At 54.2% G+C, this 17162-nt stretch carries 8 protein-coding genes; 5 read left to right on the forward strand and 3 right to left on the reverse strand.

Features of this window, described 5'->3' with window-relative positions; translation table 11 throughout:
* Positions 1 to 151 precede the first annotated feature (151 nt).
* Together wrbA and SH573x_RS06305 are read right to left on the reverse strand one after the other, a co-directional pair.
* Entirely contained in the window at positions 152 to 769 is a 618-nt protein-coding gene (gene wrbA, locus SH573x_RS06300) for an NAD(P)H:quinone oxidoreductase (protein WP_479353481.1), read from the reverse strand.
* Between the two features lie 397 nt (positions 770 to 1166).
* A complete protein-coding gene (locus SH573x_RS06305) occupies positions 1167 to 2732 on the reverse strand; it encodes an IS110 family transposase (RefSeq protein ID WP_479353482.1) in 1566 nt (521 codons plus the stop codon).
* Between the two features lie 320 nt (positions 2733 to 3052).
* Here SH573x_RS06305 and SH573x_RS06310 point away from each other — a divergent pair, with 320 nt between their 5' ends.
* Complete coding sequence (locus tag SH573x_RS06310) at positions 3053 to 9079, forward strand: protein kinase domain-containing protein (RefSeq protein WP_479353483.1); 6027 nt, start codon at positions 3053 to 3055, stop codon at positions 9077 to 9079.
* On the opposite strand, the gene SH573x_RS06315 is transcribed toward SH573x_RS06310, so the two are convergent.
* Positions 9027 to 9752 carry a hypothetical protein gene (locus SH573x_RS06315; RefSeq protein WP_479353484.1) on the reverse strand — a complete coding sequence of 242 codons (726 nt, stop codon included), beginning with the start codon at positions 9750 to 9752 and terminating at the stop codon, positions 9027 to 9029. The two genes, SH573x_RS06310 and SH573x_RS06315, sit on opposite strands and share 53 nt — an antisense overlap.
* A 183-nt stretch (positions 9753 to 9935) precedes the next feature.
* Between SH573x_RS06315 and SH573x_RS06320 the strand changes: the two genes are divergently transcribed.
* The 4 genes from SH573x_RS06320 (at position 9936) to SH573x_RS06335 (ending at position 17109) form a co-directional block, all read left to right on the forward strand.
* Positions 9936 to 11393: an SWIM zinc finger family protein gene (locus SH573x_RS06320; RefSeq protein ID WP_479353485.1), complete on the forward strand. Its 1458-nt coding sequence runs from the start codon at positions 9936 to 9938 to the stop codon at positions 11391 to 11393.
* A gap of 8 nt (positions 11394 to 11401) precedes the next feature.
* Entirely contained in the window at positions 11402 to 13225 is a 1824-nt protein-coding gene (locus SH573x_RS06325; protein WP_479353486.1) for a HEAT repeat domain-containing protein, read from the forward strand.
* Positions 13226 to 13483: 258 nt separating this feature from the next.
* Positions 13484 to 14620 (forward strand): ATP-binding protein, encoded by a 1137-nt coding sequence (locus SH573x_RS06330; protein ID WP_479353487.1) that lies wholly within the window; start codon positions 13484 to 13486, stop codon positions 14618 to 14620.
* A gap of 80 nt (positions 14621 to 14700) precedes the next feature.
* Positions 14701 to 17109, forward strand: a complete 2409-nt coding sequence (locus SH573x_RS06335) for a DUF5682 family protein (RefSeq protein WP_479353488.1) — start codon at positions 14701 to 14703, stop codon at positions 17107 to 17109.
* The last annotated feature ends 53 nt before the right edge of the window (positions 17110 to 17162 follow it).

Consider the following 17162-nt stretch of genomic DNA (forward strand, 5'->3'; position numbering starts at 1 on the left):
GAGCATTACTCAAGGCAAGTGAACCTCGTAGCCGATCTCGCCAGAGATTGGATGAGCGAATGGTAACGCTTCCAAAGTCTGGCGACTTCGGCTACGAGGAGACGTGAGCCGCCGGCCGCGGCGGCTGTCGTATATTGGTCACCAGTTTATTCTAGCCCTTTAGCTTCTTGGCGATCTCGGCGACATGTTTCCCCTGAAAACGACCGATGGCCAGTTCGTTCTCCGACGGTTGACGCGATCCGTCGCTGCCGGCCAGCGTACCAGCTCCGTAGGGTGAGCCACCAGTGATTTCGTTCATATTCGTCAGTTCTTGGCAGGCATAAGGCACGCCCACGATGATCATGCCGTGGTGGAGCAACGTAGTATGAAAGCTGGTGATGGTTGTTTCATGTCCACCATGCTGCGTGCCGGTGCTGGTGAAAACGCTACCGACTTTGCCGATCAACGCTCCCTTGGCCCACAGCCCGCCGGTTTGATCCAGGAAATTGCGCATCTGGGCACACATGTTTCCAAAGCGCGTGGGCGTACCAAAGATGATGGCATCGGCGTCGACCAAATCGCTGGTCTTGGCCATCGGCACATGGCTGAACGCCGACCGCGCCGCGGACGCTCCTGTGCGCTCCAACGCTTCCGACGGCACGAGCTCGGGTACCTGCAGCACTTTAACTTCGGTACCCTCCAGCGACCGAGCGCCTTCGGCCACCGCTTCGCTGAGCTTATAAATGTGCCCATACATGCTGTAAAAAATGACATGGATTTTCGTAGTCATGCGCGCGAGTCCTAAAAGAAATTCAACGGAAGCCGGCCCAAGCTTACTTCTACCGGAGATAAGGCCAGTAGGAAAGGTGCCTTTGGAGTGCTGCCTTTGGAGCTGCTATGTAGGAGCGATTGCGCAGAGGGGATTTTAGGCGAGTACGTAATTCTAGCGGTCCCGCCGCTGGCAGGAAAAAAATTTTTGAGTAGAGACGGTTTGCTTCTCAAAATTGGTGAGCCAAATCGTTCTCGGTCGTTCTTTGATCAGGTATCGCCATACTGGTAATCATAAGAGGGACGGCCTCAAACTGCCTTATCAGGCGGTGGTGATCCGACAGAGCGCCAAGCTCCAAGAAGGCAGCGAGTGCCATAGTGCTCGAAGGCGGTGTGGATTTGACTCACCTGGATGAGAATCAGCTTGAAGCCGTCTGTTCCTCGTTTGTAAGTGTACTCTCAGCTTTTAGTCGTGCGAGAATCGTTGTCAGTAATTCTCCTATTCGCTTAGGACCGCGTCGGGTACTTCCTTGCTCGAGCGATTGAGCAACGAGTTCCGCTTCACACCCACGCGTCTTTAGTGGAAGTTGCGCTACAGCGTTTTCCATGTCGATCAAGGTTTGATCGAGAGGAGTTGCATGATGGTCATGGAATATCCGGAGTTTAACAAGAATCGAATTGGGATCACGGCAACACTCGTGCTTTAGCGGAGCGTCGCCAGCCACGCAAGCGAATGCAATTCTGCTGAAACGCTTAGCGATTTTGACTCGAGTTGCGCGCTTGTCGATATTCTGTATCGCATCGCTTGCAGCAACCACTCTGAAGTGGCCATTGAGCTTGGCAAGATTATCAGCGATGCGCATTAGGGACGCTCGCAGGCGACGATTGGCGTTTTTGATGATTGAACCAGAGTTGTCGGTTTGGTCACTCTGGTAACGTGAGGGAAAGATTCCGCTACGGCCCGTAATTGCATTGGCATTGGCGTAATGAGAGATGGGGCCCATCTCTCCTGCAAAATCAGCGGCCGAAACGACGTTGATTGCAGGAATTGCCAACAGTCGCACGTAAGGAGTTTTCACAAGATTCCCTGCAATTTTCACTTCCAAACGCGCAATCTGCTTTTCAAGCATCTGATACAAGTCATGTAGTTCTGTCCACATAGAATGATGCAGGATTGGTGATTCAACTTCCAGCTTGACGGCTTGCTGTGCCCAGCCAATGACCTTATCGATCGTTGATTGCTGAAAACGAATTTTCTGTTTAGCCAAGTGCTCGCCCAGGCCTTTGGGACCGAGTGCTAAAACCGCTTGGGCCGAATCGGCTTTCCTTGCAATTTCTATCGCTGGCGGATGACTAAAGAAGTCACTAAAGACACCTGCGTAACCAGGCATGCTTAAGTGTAAGTGCTCGCGAATCTGGCAAGCTATGGCTGTCGACTTTTCCACCAAGTCGCGTCGATGACGGACACGCAGTCTCAACTGCTCGTAGACATCGGGGAGCTTAAGTTCGCATAAACCGAAACCAGCTATGGCTGCTCGATGATGTGCTGCAAGATCGGTCTGATCTGTCTTGTTCTCTGGATCGGCTGGTACTCTGTATTGCTTGGTTGCCAGCGGATGAATTATCCGTACTTCAAAACCCGCACGATCAAAGGCATGCTTCAGAATGAGATGGTAGTTCCCGGTCCGCTCGACTGTTACGATCAGATCCTTGATACAATGCTTTTCCGCTTGATCCTTGACCAGTTGAATTGCATTTCCGATCGAATTGGGTTGATGCTCTACCGTCGTGGAATCGATCAGGATGTTGCCCATATAGTCGGCCATCATCAACTCCGACCGCAGCTTGGCCGGATCAATACAGACGATCGCAAAGTGCTCTGCGCCGACAGCCTTGACGCGTGGGGCGATGACCCCGCTGGGCTTGTGAAGAGATTGACGATTCTTGGAACGACGCTTCGAGGGTACGGAATTCTTAACCGACATCTGACTACTCCTTAAGTAGGGAAAACCTCTACTCAACTGTCCAGATAGCAGTTCCCGTATGTTATTGGGATTTCTGACCAACATACCAGTGCTGCGGCGCAGCCGTAGCTTTGATGTAATAACCCAACTGTACCGCAGCCTGCACGAACTAGGTGACTCCAAACGCTCAGGGTGACTCAGGCTGCGGCGAAGGACTTTTCTTACATCAAAGCGGTGCCCGAGGGCACCGCACTCCAAGGGTGCCAAATGGCACCGCACTCCAAGGGCATGCTAGAATACTCTCCTCGCCCCAGTCCTGCCCCGACTCTTCAGTGCCCTGTATGCGCCAGCCCGATCAGCCGAAAATCAAGTCTACCGTTGCGTCGGATTCCAAGGAGGAGTCGATCCCAACGCATCTGTACGACGAATTGCATGCCCAAGCGGAGTCGATGCCGCCTCAAGCGGTAATTGGTCGATATGAATTGATCGATCGACTCGGTGCCGGATCGTATGGCGTGGTCTATAGCGCTTCGGACAGTACACTGCGTCGACTGGTGGCCATCAAACTGCTAACTCGCTTCGAAAGCGAACAAGAGATCGATAGTTGGTTGGGCGAAGCTCGCGTGTTGGCTGGTCTGGATCACCCATCGATCGTGCCGGTCTACGACATTGGACGCACTTCGATTGGTCAGCCATACATCGTCTCCAAATTTATCGGCGGCGGCACGCTATCTAGTCGCTTGGCGAAAGAACGCGTAGAGACCAAGCCAGCGATCGCCTGGATTATTCAGCTGGCTGAGGCGCTTGACTATTTGCATCATCGCCATGTTATGCATCGAGACATCAAACCCGGCAATATCTTGCTGACTGAAGATGATTTAGCGGTACTCGCCGATTTCGGTTTGGCTCTGTCCGAAGAACGGTATGGCAAGGGTGCCAAGTTCGTAGGCACTCCCGCTTATATGAGTCCCGAACAAGCTCGGCGCGAAGGGCATCGCGTCGATGGTCGCAGCGACATCTATAGTCTCGGCGTCGTGCTGTATGAACTCCTGACCGGTCAGCGGCCGTTTCGTGCCAATAATCAAGAAGAGTTATTGGAGTGCATTCGCACGGTCGAAGTGCGACCGTTGCGACAACTCAACGCCGATGTGCCCCGCGAACTGGAACGCATCTGCTTGAAAGCCTTGGCCAAGAAGGTTGTCGATCGTTATGCCACTGCCGGTGACATGGCTGAAGAGCTACGAAGTTGGTCACAGTCATCGATTACATCGGGAGTTGCCTCCCGGGCAACGCTGGCCGACACGGTGGGCGCGGCCGGTGATAGTGCGGTGCGCTCAGCAGAGCTGAGCAATATTGTCGTGGTACCGCATGGACTGCGCCCCTTCGATGCTCACGATGCGGACTTCTTCAAGTTTCTGCTGCCTGGTGCGAGGGATCGATATGGGGTCCCCGACAGTATCAACTTCTGGAGCTCCCGCATTCTTTCACGCCAGACAAGTGATGCGTTTCGCGTGGGAGTGCTATTGGGCCCCAGTGGCAGTGGCAAATCATCGCTTGTTCGGGCTGGCGTTTTGCCACTGGTAGGCGAAAGTGTGCACTCGGTTTTTGTCGAAGCCAAACCCGATGGTCTGGAATCGGCCTTGCTCAAACAAATCGCCCAACGTCTGCCTCAATTGAAGATGGAAGGTAACCTGGTCGATTCGCTGATTCGCTTTCGTCAAACGCCCGGCGATAGTCAGGGTATGAAGTTGTTGATCGTCATCGATCAGTTCGAACAATGGCTCAATACTCATCGTGATGGCAAGGTCACTCCACTGCATGAAGCCCTGCGGCAATGCGATGGTACACATCTGCAAGCCATGTTGTTGGTGCGCGATGATTTCATGTTGGGTCTAACAAACTTCATGGATGAAATCGAAGAGCCGATTCTACAAAACAAAAACTTCGCCACGATGGAACGCTTTGGGCCGGCGCATGCGCGGAGTGTGCTGTCTGCTTTCGGTCGTGCTTATGGCGCACTGCAAGATATTACTAGTGGTGAGCAAGAAGCCTTTCTGGATTTGGTTGTCAACGAGCTCAGTCGCGCGGGTAACTTCGAACCGGTGCATTTGGCTTTGTTGTCGGAGATGATCAAAGACAAACCATGGAATCGCGCTACGTTTCGAGCGCTTGGTGGTTTGCAGGGGCTGGGCGTGAGTTTCTTGGAGGATCGACTAGCCGGCCCCGGGGCGCATCCGCTATTGCGATCGGAAATTCAAACCGTGCGCCGCGTGTTGGGTGAACTCTTGCCACCTGATGATACGGTGATTAAACCTCAACCTTGCACCGAACAAATGCTCGTCGAACGCCTAAGTGGCTTAGCTTCGCCCGAAACGATCGATAAAGTTTTGAATTTGCTGGATACCGAAGTGCGTTTGATCACTCCGACCAGCGGTGCCATGACTCTGACAGGCAGTGCGTATGGTTCGACGGGTTCTACTGGCTCGGTTGTGCCCGCCTATCAATTGACGCACGACTACCTGGTACCCACGATTCGTAAGTGGTTGGCTGCGGCTGAAGAAGGTACGCGAGCCGGGCGCGTGCGGGTGCTGCTCCGCGACCTGGCGGCCTCGTGGAATGCCTCACCTTCAATCAAACGCTTGCCGTCGCTGGGTGAGTGGGTCTCCATACGTTGGTTCACCAGGGGGGCACATTGGAGTCAAGCCGAACGACGCATGATGCGCGTACTCGAAAAGCGGTTGGGCATGTTTGCTCTCGGCCTCTCAGGAGTATTGGGCGCGGGTTGGCTTGCCTATCGGCAAGCTGATTGGCGCATGCAAGTGAACAGCTATTGCACCCGCTTGCTGGAAGCAGACACCAGCCGAGTGGCAGAAGTATTAGAAGAGATGGGCAAGTATGGTCCAAGCGTCGCCCAAAAACTAAATAGTAGTCAGGGCTCGTCTGAGGATTCGTTGGCTCCTCAGCAGCAATTTCACCTGGCCTTGCTGCGATTGAATGAACCCTCGGCACAGCAACAAATAATCGATAATCTCAAACTGGTCGAAGATGCTTATCTAGCGCCAATTATTGAGTACGTTACGCGCCGGTACAAACAAGAAGAACTGGTCGGCCTCGAACAACTGTTAACCACTTCCTTGATCAATCAGTCTGCGACAGGCCAAGGGCATGTGTTGCCTCTGACGGCGCTTTTAGCCAGTTTGAATGCAGAGTCTGCTAGTCGGCCATCTATTCTGCAGCAACTGGGCCCCTTGCTGGCTTCTAAGAATCACTTGGATGTCGCTCATTGGACGGGCTTGCTCAAACCCATCAAGCATCAATTGATAGCAGAGTTGATAGAGATCGGTGCCACCGGCCAATTGACCGCGGAAGGTGCTGACAACTACGTGTCGATCATTATGGCGCTGGCCGCCGAAGATTCGGAAATCTTAGCCAGTGCCATGTGCTGGGCGCCCATTGAGCGCCTCAAACGCATGGTCGAGCAATCGCGAAATAGTTCGCGGCTGGCCATCAACGTCCGCCAGAAACTCAATCAACTTCGCAGTCCCGGGACATTTGGGGATCATCAGTCGGCGGTTGAGCCCGCAGCTGAACAAGTATTGGCCCAGTTCGGCGGTGTAGTTAAATCCAATTGTGCGTGGTCAGAAGCTATACCTTGGGATCGTTTGGATCAGTGCGTTGCCGATCTACAAAAATTTGGATACAGCCCGATAAGTGTGCGGCCCTTGGCGACCGACAGCGGCTCCAGCCCTGCGCAGCTGGAGGTGTGTGTCGTCTGGCACAGAACCGATCATCCACCGCTGATCCAACGCGACATGAGCTTCGAGCAACTCAAGCAGCAGTTTGACAAGTTGTCATTGGAACGAAAGTTATTGGTCGACCTGGCGCGATACCAAATCGACGGCCAGTCACGCTGGTTGGGCGTGTGGCATCAGTTGCCCCACCAGGCAGAGGTGCCACCCCAACGACTGGAGATGCAGAGCCTGCAGCGCGGCGACGATGATGTCCAGTTGAGCGGCGAAGAGCAAAAGTTTCAGATCGTCCGTTCGGTCGATTGGTTGGATGATAAGAGCGATGTTCAGGTCCTGAACCTGTACCAACGTCACGCAACTCCCTTGCGTTCGGTCAACTGGTCGAGGATCGCGCGGGCCAATGGTGACATCTATCCAAGTTGCCGTAACAACGACATTCGCGGTCAGTGGACCTTTGATCAATTGGATCGCGGCAAGTTGTGGCGCGACATTCACTATTACCTCGAAGATTGGCAGGCCGGTAAAGAACTGTCGCTGGCCAGTGTGGCCAGCACGGCGCGACGTTTATTGGCAGTCAACCAACCCGAACTGGCCGAACCACTGATTGCCGCACTATCGGACGAACAAATCGCCAAAGAATCGGCGGGCACGCAGGCCGAACTACAAAAACTGCGCGCCGGTTTGCGGATCCAAATGGCGATCCAAAGCAAGCGGCCGGAGATGGCCGAATCGCAATTGGAGACGCTGCAGAGTTTGGAAAACCTCTCGGACTCTGAACTCGCGTACTGGCAGCTTCGCGTGGCCCTGGCGACGCGTGGTGTTCCTGCACTCGATGCGGCACAACTGGATAAGCTCGCGCTAGCGGCTCAAAAGCGAAAGGACGACGAGCTGCGTTATCTGAAGATGTTGGCGCTGGTGGCGGCTCAGGTTCCCGATGCGGCCACGGCAGAGAAGCTAGGACTGCCAGTGGATGCGCCACTAACAAAAAAGTGTCTAGGCGCGATGAACGAACTGCTCGCCGCAGCTCAAAATGCATTGAATCAAGATCGATTGGGACAGGAGTTTTTAGAAATTGAGTTTGACGGACTGCGGGCACAACCGCAGTGGCGAAGTCTGATGCATGCTCAGCAACTAACGCAGCGCTGGTCGGTGGCCGCCGTACCCGCTACGGATACAACCGCGTATTGCCTCCAGCCAGAATCGAGTCAAGCACATGGGGCTAAAGCCAACAATCTTCATGCGCGGGGATACATGCCTATCGCCTGGCACGTAATGCCCAGTCAATCGCAGCGCAAGTCGATGTCGGTCTGGCGACAACCCGAGCACGGAAGCCATGACTTAGCCAGCCGGGCCGAGAGTCGAGCCAAGCTGGTGCTGGCCTTGGCGCACTTAGGTGAAGATGACGCGCTGCAAGATGTGCTCGCAGAAAAAGATGGACGCGGTCAAGCGATCTACGTCGCCCTCAATGCTTGGCGTACGGTACCCGCCGAAGTATTCGTCAAGCTTTTGAAAAAGTCCGACCTGTTGCCCGTTCAGATTAATTCGATCATTGCACTGGGCAACTATCCAGTCAGCAACTTAAGCTCTGAGGCACGTGACTATGTGCTCCTGCGGCTCAGAGAATGGGCAGCTGGAACAACTCAGGCCACTTTGATGAATCATGCTCGGTGGTGCTTGTCGAAATGGAACGAGGGCCTGCCCGAGGTGGCCGGTTCGCTGGATGCGGCTACGTTTATGGTCAACCAAGCTAATGACAAGTCGCAGGCTAACTGGTTTGTCAACTCGCTGGGACAACAGTTGGTCGTGATCGACGCCAACGAGCAAGTCGGATTGGGTAACGATTATAAACGGGTATGGATAAGAATCCGCCGCAAGTTTGCCATCGGAGCAACCGAAGTTACGGGCCAGCAGATGCAAGCCTTTATTGAGGATCCTCGCGTTCAGCGTTGGATGCTTCGCCAGAAATCGGATCGCCGCTTGGGCGCCGACGAAGGACCACTGCCGCAGGCCAAGGTTAGTTGGCTGATGGCCATCATGTACACACAGTGGCTGAACGAACGCGAAAACGTGCCAGCCGATCAATGGTGTTATCGCAACGTCTTCAATGAAGATGATTCGTTGCCCATCGCCGAGCCAAACTATCTGCAGCGCACCGGTTATCGTTTGCCCACTTACGCGGAATGGGTTGTGGCTTGCCAGGCAAACTCAACTGAGAATTGGCACTTCGGTAGTGACGTTCAGGCGGCCAATCATTTTGAATGGTCGCAAACGAATGCCGAGGAAGAACCGCACCCCGTTGGCGGCTTGTTGCCCAATCATTTTGGACTGTACGATATGGGCGGCAACCTGGTCGAGTGGACCGATTCGCTATACCGCCCGCCAATGCGCGATGGTGATCATTACTGGCTGGAGGACAGCGCGAATCAGGAAGTGCGCGTCACTTCTTACGCATACCAACTCGGCGGACGATTTACACTATCGCCCGCCTCGATGAGTCATCGCAACTATAAGGTCAACGTGCTCAATTACATGTCGACAACTTCTGGGATACGACTGGCGCGAACGATTAAGGCTTCAAGCTCAGGGATGGGCCAGGTGTCAGAGGGGCCCCGGCAGTAATATCTTCTTCTTCGCCCATGTCATCGACCGGTGGACCATCGCATGGGTCACCGCCATTGGCAGCGCCAGCCCCGGCAGGAGCTGCCAGCGGCAAGTTGCCACCAAGTGCTTGCTGAATCTTTTTTTGGAAACGAAAGATGGCATCGGACGAGGCGCGGCCGTTCTTGCCGCCAGCAAACTTGGCCCAACCGACCATGACGCGCGGATCTTTACCCGTTCCGTTGGTATTGAAGCCACTTGGATAATAGGCCATCTCGTAGTAGCGCAAACGACCGAGGCTGTCTTCAACCTTTTCTAGCCGGACATTCAACACAGCCACGTCATAGTTTTGTGTATTCCCATTGGCCAAGGGTTCCTTAAATGAAATCTGCTTGGCTACAAAACCATTACCGGCCAATTGGTACAGTCGAATGTTGGCCATGGGAACTTGAAAGCTCGGATCGCTGTAAATGCAAGCGGCCAATGCATAGTCGATGTTGCGACTGACCCAGCATTTCACCTTCTGAGGATCAGCACTTGGCGAAGAGATAATGGTGCCCGTATCCGGCGCGGTGGTACCACCGACCGGCGAGATAGGTCCACCAGGAGTTGAGATCTGGGCCAACAGCGAAGTACTAGTCAAGCCGACGGCCAGGGCCGTGCAGAAGAACGAAAGCAAGAAGCGGGGCGACATGATGGAGCCTCTGTAAGAAGGGGGCAGAACGGATGCGTACATTGTAGTCAGACGAGAATTGCAATTAGAAACGCCTAATTACAGATTTTGTGGCACCCTGCTTTTTTTACCCATAGCGATTCGCCATAATCCTCCCAAAGCACTGGTACGATCAAGTCTAGACGCATAGGTAGGGCATCCTAGATGATTGATATCGATCTCTCTTTTGTCGAGTCGGCCGCGATCAATGCGGCGGCACTGGCCAACGGTCGGGGGCTGATCGTCAAAGGCAAGTTTGTGGCCTTGAAACACAGCGAAGACAAGACCGTTCTGTTTGGCCAGTGCAAGGGGAGCGGCGCTTCGCCGTACCAGTGTTCGTGTGACTTCATCGAACCCAGCAAACCGGTATACCGCTGTACCTGCCCCAGTCGCCAGTTTCCTTGCAAACATTCCATTGCGCTGATGTTGGCCTGGGTCGATGGCAAGAAATTTTCAGTGGCTGACGTCCCCGAAGATCTGTTGGCCAAACGCGACAAGATTGAAAAGAAGGTCGAGAAGAAAAAGGCTGACGCGGATAAACCCGTGAAGGTCAACAAGTCGGCGCTAGCCAAAAAGATCAGAGCTCAACTGGACGGGCTCGACCTGCTGGAACAACTAACGCTCGACCTGGTGCGCACCGGCATGGGTAACACCAGTGCCAAGACTGCCAAGCAGATCGAAGAACAGGCCAAACAGTTGGGCAATGCGTTTCTACCCGGCGCGCAAGCTGCCTTGCACAACTACACGAAGCTATTCGCTAGCGAAGACGGACACGTTGAAGGTGAAGTGAATTCGCAGAAACGCGAACGCATCTACAGCCAGGCTCTCGACCAACTCACCCGACTCAACGCCCTCGTTAAACAGGGCCGCAAGTATTTGCAAGCTCGACTGGATGATCCAGAACTGGCACCGGAAACCGAGTCAGCCATTGCCGCCTGGCTGGGACACGCCTGGCAACTCCGCGAACTGCGCGATGCGGGACTGATTGAAAAAGATGTCGAACTGGTACAACTGGCATTTAACTCGTACGACGATGTGGCCAGACGTGAATTGGTCGACACAGGCGTGTGGATGAATTTGGGTGACGGCAAAATCTATTTGACTCAGAACTATCGACCCTACCAAGCGCTCAAGTTTGTTAAAGGCGAAGACAGTTGCTTTCGCATTGCCAAGATTCCCGAACTGTGCATCTATCCGGGTGATTTGAATCGACGCGTGCGCTGGGACGGATTGACATACCGATCGATCGAACCACTTGACCTGCAAGCCATTCGCAAACATGCGGCCAGCGATTTTGCGGCGTTGATCAAAGAAATCAAAACGCATCTGAAAAGTCCCTTAGCGGACCGCCATCCCGTGGTCGCTATCAACTACGCCAAGATCAGCCAGGTGGGCGAAGATACGCTGATTGTCGAAGACAAAAAAGGCGAACGCATCGTCTTCACCGAAACCGGCCTGGCCGAAGAGCCGGCCAGCTGCCACTTGCTGTGGCTCCTGCCCAAGACCATGTTCGAAAATCAAACCCTCATCGCACGTTTCCACCACGACATCGATGGCGGATCGCTTCGCGTCAAACCACTGAGCATCGTTACCCCAAGTCAGATCTTTCGATTGACACTGTGAGGTTCCTTATGAGTATCGCGGTCCTCAACCAGGTCTACACGGAAGCGCGTCGCTTGTCGATTGCTGGCAGTAACCTGGCAGCGGGTGATTTTCGGCTCAAGAAACTGGTCGAGCCATTAGAGAAGTCTGCCCAGAAGGCGCCAGTCTTTGGAACCGTTGCCAAAGCGATTGACAAACTTGTCTCAGGTCCAGAAAAAGAGACGGCGCAATCGCTCTTGGATCTATCGTCTCTGGTCTTGGCGATTCTCTATACACAAGGGCAGACGTCGCTCGAGGGAAAGCCTGAACCGATAAAGTCTAAAGAGTTGTCGTTGAGCACGACGCAGGTGCCAGCCAGGTTGATCAAGCCACTAATCGAAGCCTTGACCTCCACCGGTAGCGGTCGCTTGGAGACCATCAAAGAAGGATTTGAACGCGGAGCATTTGATGATATTCGGTTAGTCAACCCAGCCATCCGGGCGCTCGACGATAGTTACAGCGAGATCGCCGACTTTGTGACCGACAAGATCTTGCCCAAGTATGGCAGCTCAATTGTGGCCGAGATCAAAGACAAAATCGATATTAAGGGTCGAGCCGGCAATGTGCGACGTCTGCGGTTGTTACATGAACTGGAACCAACCCTGGCGCGGCCCATTGTGTTGGATGCTTTCGAGAATGGTTCCAAGGAGATGAAGATCGCGGCTTTGGGTTGTCTGGGCGATTCACCAGAAGACTTGCCGCATTTGTTGGAACAGGCCGAAGCGAAATCGAAAGATGTCCGTCGCGTTGCCCTCGGTCGGCTGGGGAAATTCAACGAAGAGGTCAGTATTAATCTCCTGATCAAAGCTCTCGGCAGTGCGGATCGAGAACTGGTGACTAAATCGATTCGCGAGAGTCAAAATAAACCGCTGTGGACAACGGTGCTCGAGACCACCCGGAAAGAGTTTGAAGAACTCTTTAAGCTCAAAGACAAGGCCAAGCTCGACAAGGCGCTGGCTCGCTTCGATGAACTGCTGGCCTGCTATCAAGAAAGATCCGACAAGGATGCGATCGCTCAGTTGGCCGCCCTTCATGATCGGCGCGAAGAACTTAAGAAACTAAAAGGTACGCCAGTCAGTGGCTTTGATGTATTGTCTACCGTGTGCGAAACCATGCTGTGCACAGGTGAGAAATCGATGCACGAGCGTTTGGTCGCCGATCGCGAGCAGATGGTTGACGATCGTTTCATTTGCACCGCGATGGCCGGCATGCTGACGCTCTCGCCGACCAAGTTCTTTGATCAGTATTCGAAGTTCTATGAGCAGAAGCCCGCCAAGAACAAAGCCGCTCGCTCGGAGTCACCGCGGGACGCGCTCAATTCACTGATGCCCACAGAGGAAGGCGGCCGCCGTGGTGGTTGGTACTATTTCCATCGACACATCTCAACGCCTCAGAGCTTGATCGAGCAAATCGAGAAAAAGAGTCTGGACCCACGTTGGTTAGAAGTGGCGATCGCCGCCGACGAATTGACCGCCGCAATTGCCTTGGGCAATGCCAAACACGCTGGCCTGAAGAAGTATCTGCTCGAGCGTTTCGCCAGTGGACTAAAGAAGAGCGACATTGACTACGATGCCTATTGGGCGCTGCAAGCGATCGTCAAATTCAACTATCCCGAAGCGACCCAGTGTTGGATCGATACCTTGAAGAAACTAGTTAAGGTGAAGACACGTTACTACTATTCGTCCTACTTCTTAGCTCCTCTGGTCGCCAAGCTACCCAAGAGCAGCGTCGCAACGATCGAAGCCGCCTTACAAGGCGTACCCGACTCACTCATCGACGAGATCATGCCGCACCTGGTCGAATTAAAGAAGTGACTCGTTGGAGTGCTGCGGCGCAGCCGTAGCTTTGATGTCAGCGTGGACTGTTCCGCAGCCTGCACGAAACAGGTGAGTCCAAACTTTCAGAGTGACTCAGGCTGCGGCATGAGACTCTACTTACATCAAAGCGGTGCCCGAGGGCCCCGCACTCCAAGGTGCCTGCACTCCAGGTACACGGCTGCGATTGGTTGTTATATATTGGTCGCATACTTTGGGTTCCAGGGTTCAGGCAGCTCTACGCAAAGGACAGAGTTCATGGCCAAGAAAGCCGCGGCTGATACGGCTGCTACTAGTGCATCAAACGGCTCGGCGGGGGCGGTATTGCGGCAACCGGCCGAAGAACTATTTGCTAACGAAATCGACGAGCTGATCAAAGCGGATAAGCATGCCAAACCGACGGGTTGGCGCATGTCTCCGCGTTCGGTGTACACGTATATCGTGGGCGGCAAATGTGGCAGCTTGAACATCACGCCCAAATACGTCGGACACAATCGACTGGTTGAGATCGCTATCTCAACGCTAGTCACCGATCGTGCACTACTGCTAATCGGCGAGCCGGGTACAGCCAAGAGTTGGTTATCGGAGCATTTAACGGCTGCCATTAACGGAGACTCGACCAAAGTCGTGCAGGGTACCGCCGGTACGACCGAAGAGCAAATTCGTTACACCTGGAACTATGCCATGTTGATCGCCCATGGCCCAAGTCATCAAGCGCTGATCAAGAGCCCGATATTTCGTGCCATGGAGGCCGGGGCAATCGCGCGCTTCGAAGAAATCACCCGCTGTGCATCGGAAGTTCAAGATGCCATGATTTCGCTATTGAGCGAAAAACGGATTTCTGTTCCCGAACTGGCTACAGAAGTTCCGGCCGCCAAAGGTTTCTCGGTGATCGCAACAGCTAATACGCGCGATCGTGGCGTCAATGATATGTCGGCCGCTTTGAAACGGCGTTTCAATTTGATCGTATTGCCGACTCCCGCAAAAATTGAAACGGAAATTGAGATCGTCAACAACCGTGTGCGCGAGCTGGCCAGCAATCTCGATCTGAACGCTGAAATGCCCTCGGCCGATGTGGTTGAAAAAGTGGTGACGATCTTCCGCGAACTGCGCACAGGTCAAACGCTCGATGGCAAGAACAAACTGAAGACACCTTCGGGCGTGCTGTCGACCGCCGAAGCTATCTCGCTATTGGCCAACAGCATGGCGCTGGCTGGCAACTTTGGTTCGGGCAAGATCACCGATCACGATGTGGCTGCCGGTCTTCAAGGCTCGATCGTCAAAGACGAAGAGAAAGATAAAGTCGTCTGGGGCGAGTACCTGAGCAACATCATGAAGAAACGCGGCGCAGAGTGGCGCGAGCTATTCAAATCCTGCTCCGAACACAACGCCTAATCATATATCTAGCCCAGCGCTACGAACTCACTGCTGGCTGATGCCTCGGCGCAGCAGTTCCGAATCAGGCACCCAACGTTATGTCAAACGCACAACCTCTCGCCAAAATCTTTGGAGTTCGGCACCTCTCGCCGATGGGTGCGTGGCATCTGCGTCGGTTTCTGGATGAAGTGAAGCCGACCGCGGTGTTGATCGAAGGTCTAGCGGACGCGCGCGATTTGATTGGCGACATGACGCGTCGCGATACCAAGCTGCCCATTGCCATTTTGGCTTATACGCAACAACCGCCAGTCCGCACGCTGGTGTATCCGCTAGCTCGCTATAGTCCCGAGTATCAGGCGCTGTGCTGGGCCAAGGAACACAAGGTCGAAGTTGATTTCATTGACCTGCCTTCGGATGTCTTTTTAGCTCTGCAGTTGTTGGTGGTGCATCGCCATACTCAAGCGGACGCCGACGAGGCTGCACCGGACCTCGACGAAGTGGATGACGAAGAAGATCTGCCCGACCCGGCAGCCGAAGATCCACAGAAGTCACCTCCCAAGAAACGCTTGGACGAACAGCGTGTTGAGCAGTTGGGACCTGAGAATCGAGGCCAATTGTATCATCGCATCGCCACGGAGAACGGCGAAGCGGACTATGACAGTTACTGGGAACGCAACTTCGAACACAACCGGCAACCGCACAGCTATCGCTTGGGTGCATATGAGCTAGGCCGCGGTCTGCGCGAGCTCGATATTGATACGCCCCTGGGCGTGGCCGAGAACCTGGTGCGCGAAGCCTTCATGCGTCGCCGCATTCTTGAAACGATCCAGGCAGGTCACGATCCCGACAAGATCGTCGCCGTCGTGGGCGCCTACCATGCCTCGGCTTTAACGCATGCGCTGCCAGCGATGACCGATGAAGAGTTGGCGGGTCTCAAACGCTTGCCTAGCAAGTTGACATTGATGCCTTATTCGTACTTCAAGCTCTCGTCGCAATCCGGTTACGGCGCAGGCAACGAAGCTCCCGCCTATTACGAACTGATATGGGACGCACTAGAGGCTGAGCAGCCGGCACATGTCGCCCTCCGCTACTTGACGATGGTCGCGCGTGATCTGCGGCGCACCGGTACACACCGTTCGACCGCTGAAGTGATCGAAGGCGTTCGTCTGGCGCGCACTTTGTCGGCGCTCAAGAGTGGCAGTGCTCCCACGCTGCGCGATCTGCAAGACGCGGCTATTACCGTAATCGGACACGGAGAACGCTCCAGCATCCAAGAGTCCCTCAGTCGGGTTGAAGTGGGAACCGAAATCGGTAGCTTGCCCGCCGGGGTGAGCAAGACATCCATTCAAGACGACTTCGATCGTGAACTGGATCGATTGAAATTGACCAAGTATCGCACAGCGGTCAAACAAGATTTAGCGCTCGACCTTCGCGAGAATCGACAAGCCAAGACCGAGGCCGCCGCCTTTCTCGACTTGCATCGCTCGTCTTTCTTGCATCGACTGTCGCTGTTGGGGGTCAACTTCGGAGTGCCAGCCAAAACGCGACAGGATGCAGCTACTTGGGCTGAAAACTGGCAGGTTCAATGGACGCCTGAAATAGAAATCGCACTGGTCGAAGCCGTCCTGTTGGGAGAGACGATCGATCTGGCCAGCAGTTTCAAATTTAAGACGATGCTCGACGATTGCGCTTCGATCGATGCGGCAGCCGAAGCGGTGGCGCTGGCCTGCAAATGCGGCATGTGGGATTCGCTGGAACTAGCTCGCGCGCGACTCCAGGAATTGTCAGCGGGCAGTACAGCCTTTGTCCCAGTCGCGCACGCGGCTAATCAGCTGGCATTGGTTATTCGCTATGGCGATGTTCGTCGATTCGATCCGGCACCGCTGGTACCGCTGGTTGAGCAACTATTCGTGCAAGGATGTTTGGCCTTGTTTGCTGCGGCCAATTGCGACAATGCCGCGGCGATCCCTGTCATGGTCGGGATCGAGGAACTCAATCGCGTGGCCCAGGAGTATCACGACCTGGTCGATGAAAGCATGTGGATTGATCAACTGAGCAAGCTATCCGACAGCGATGATCGCAATCCGGTGCTTTCAGGTTATGCGTGTTCCATTCTACTGGAGCGCTCGCTGATCGATTCCACACAATTGGCCCGCGAAGTCTCACGCCGCCTCTCGCCAGGTATACCAGCCGACTTGGGAGCTGGTTGGTTTGAAGGTATGTCCAAACGCAATCGCTACGCCCTGCTGGCTCGGCAAGCATTGTGGGAACAGTTAGGTCAATACATCTCGTCGCTGGATGACGATCAATTCAAACGCGCTCTGGTCTTTCTGCGTCGGGCATTCGGGAACTTTAGCCCGCAAGAGAAACGTTCGATCGTCGAAAACCTCAGTCAATACTGGGGCGTCGGCGGTGATCAGTTGAGCGAACTAATTGAACAACCGCTCAGCGAGAAAGAGGAAGAAGCCCTCAGCGAACTAAACGATTTCGACTTCGGCGAGTTTTGATCGTAGCGGAATGCGTCAAGCATTTCGAGAATCGTATTTAATTATCGGAACCA

It is taken from the genome of Rania fehmarnensis (assembly GCF_056494185.1).

What these genes read in the sequence shown, in the direction of transcription:
- wrbA (WP_479353481.1), bottom strand. Translation starts at nt 769, where the DNA reads ATGACTACGAAAATCCATGTCATTTTTTACAGCATGTATGGGCACATT.
- SH573x_RS06305 (WP_479353482.1), bottom strand. Translation starts at nt 2,732, where the DNA reads ATGTCGGTTAAGAATTCCGTACCCTCGAAGCGTCGTTCCAAGAATCGT.
- SH573x_RS06310 (WP_479353483.1), top strand. Translation starts at nt 3,053, where the DNA reads ATGCGCCAGCCCGATCAGCCGAAAATCAAGTCTACCGTTGCGTCGGAT.
- SH573x_RS06315 (WP_479353484.1), bottom strand. Translation starts at nt 9,752, where the DNA reads ATGTCGCCCCGCTTCTTGCTTTCGTTCTTCTGCACGGCCCTGGCCGTC.
- SH573x_RS06320 (WP_479353485.1), top strand. Translation starts at nt 9,936, where the DNA reads ATGATTGATATCGATCTCTCTTTTGTCGAGTCGGCCGCGATCAATGCG.
- SH573x_RS06325 (WP_479353486.1), top strand. Translation starts at nt 11,402, where the DNA reads ATGAGTATCGCGGTCCTCAACCAGGTCTACACGGAAGCGCGTCGCTTG.
- SH573x_RS06330 (WP_479353487.1), top strand. Translation starts at nt 13,484, where the DNA reads ATGGCCAAGAAAGCCGCGGCTGATACGGCTGCTACTAGTGCATCAAAC.
- SH573x_RS06335 (WP_479353488.1), top strand. Translation starts at nt 14,701, where the DNA reads ATGTCAAACGCACAACCTCTCGCCAAAATCTTTGGAGTTCGGCACCTC.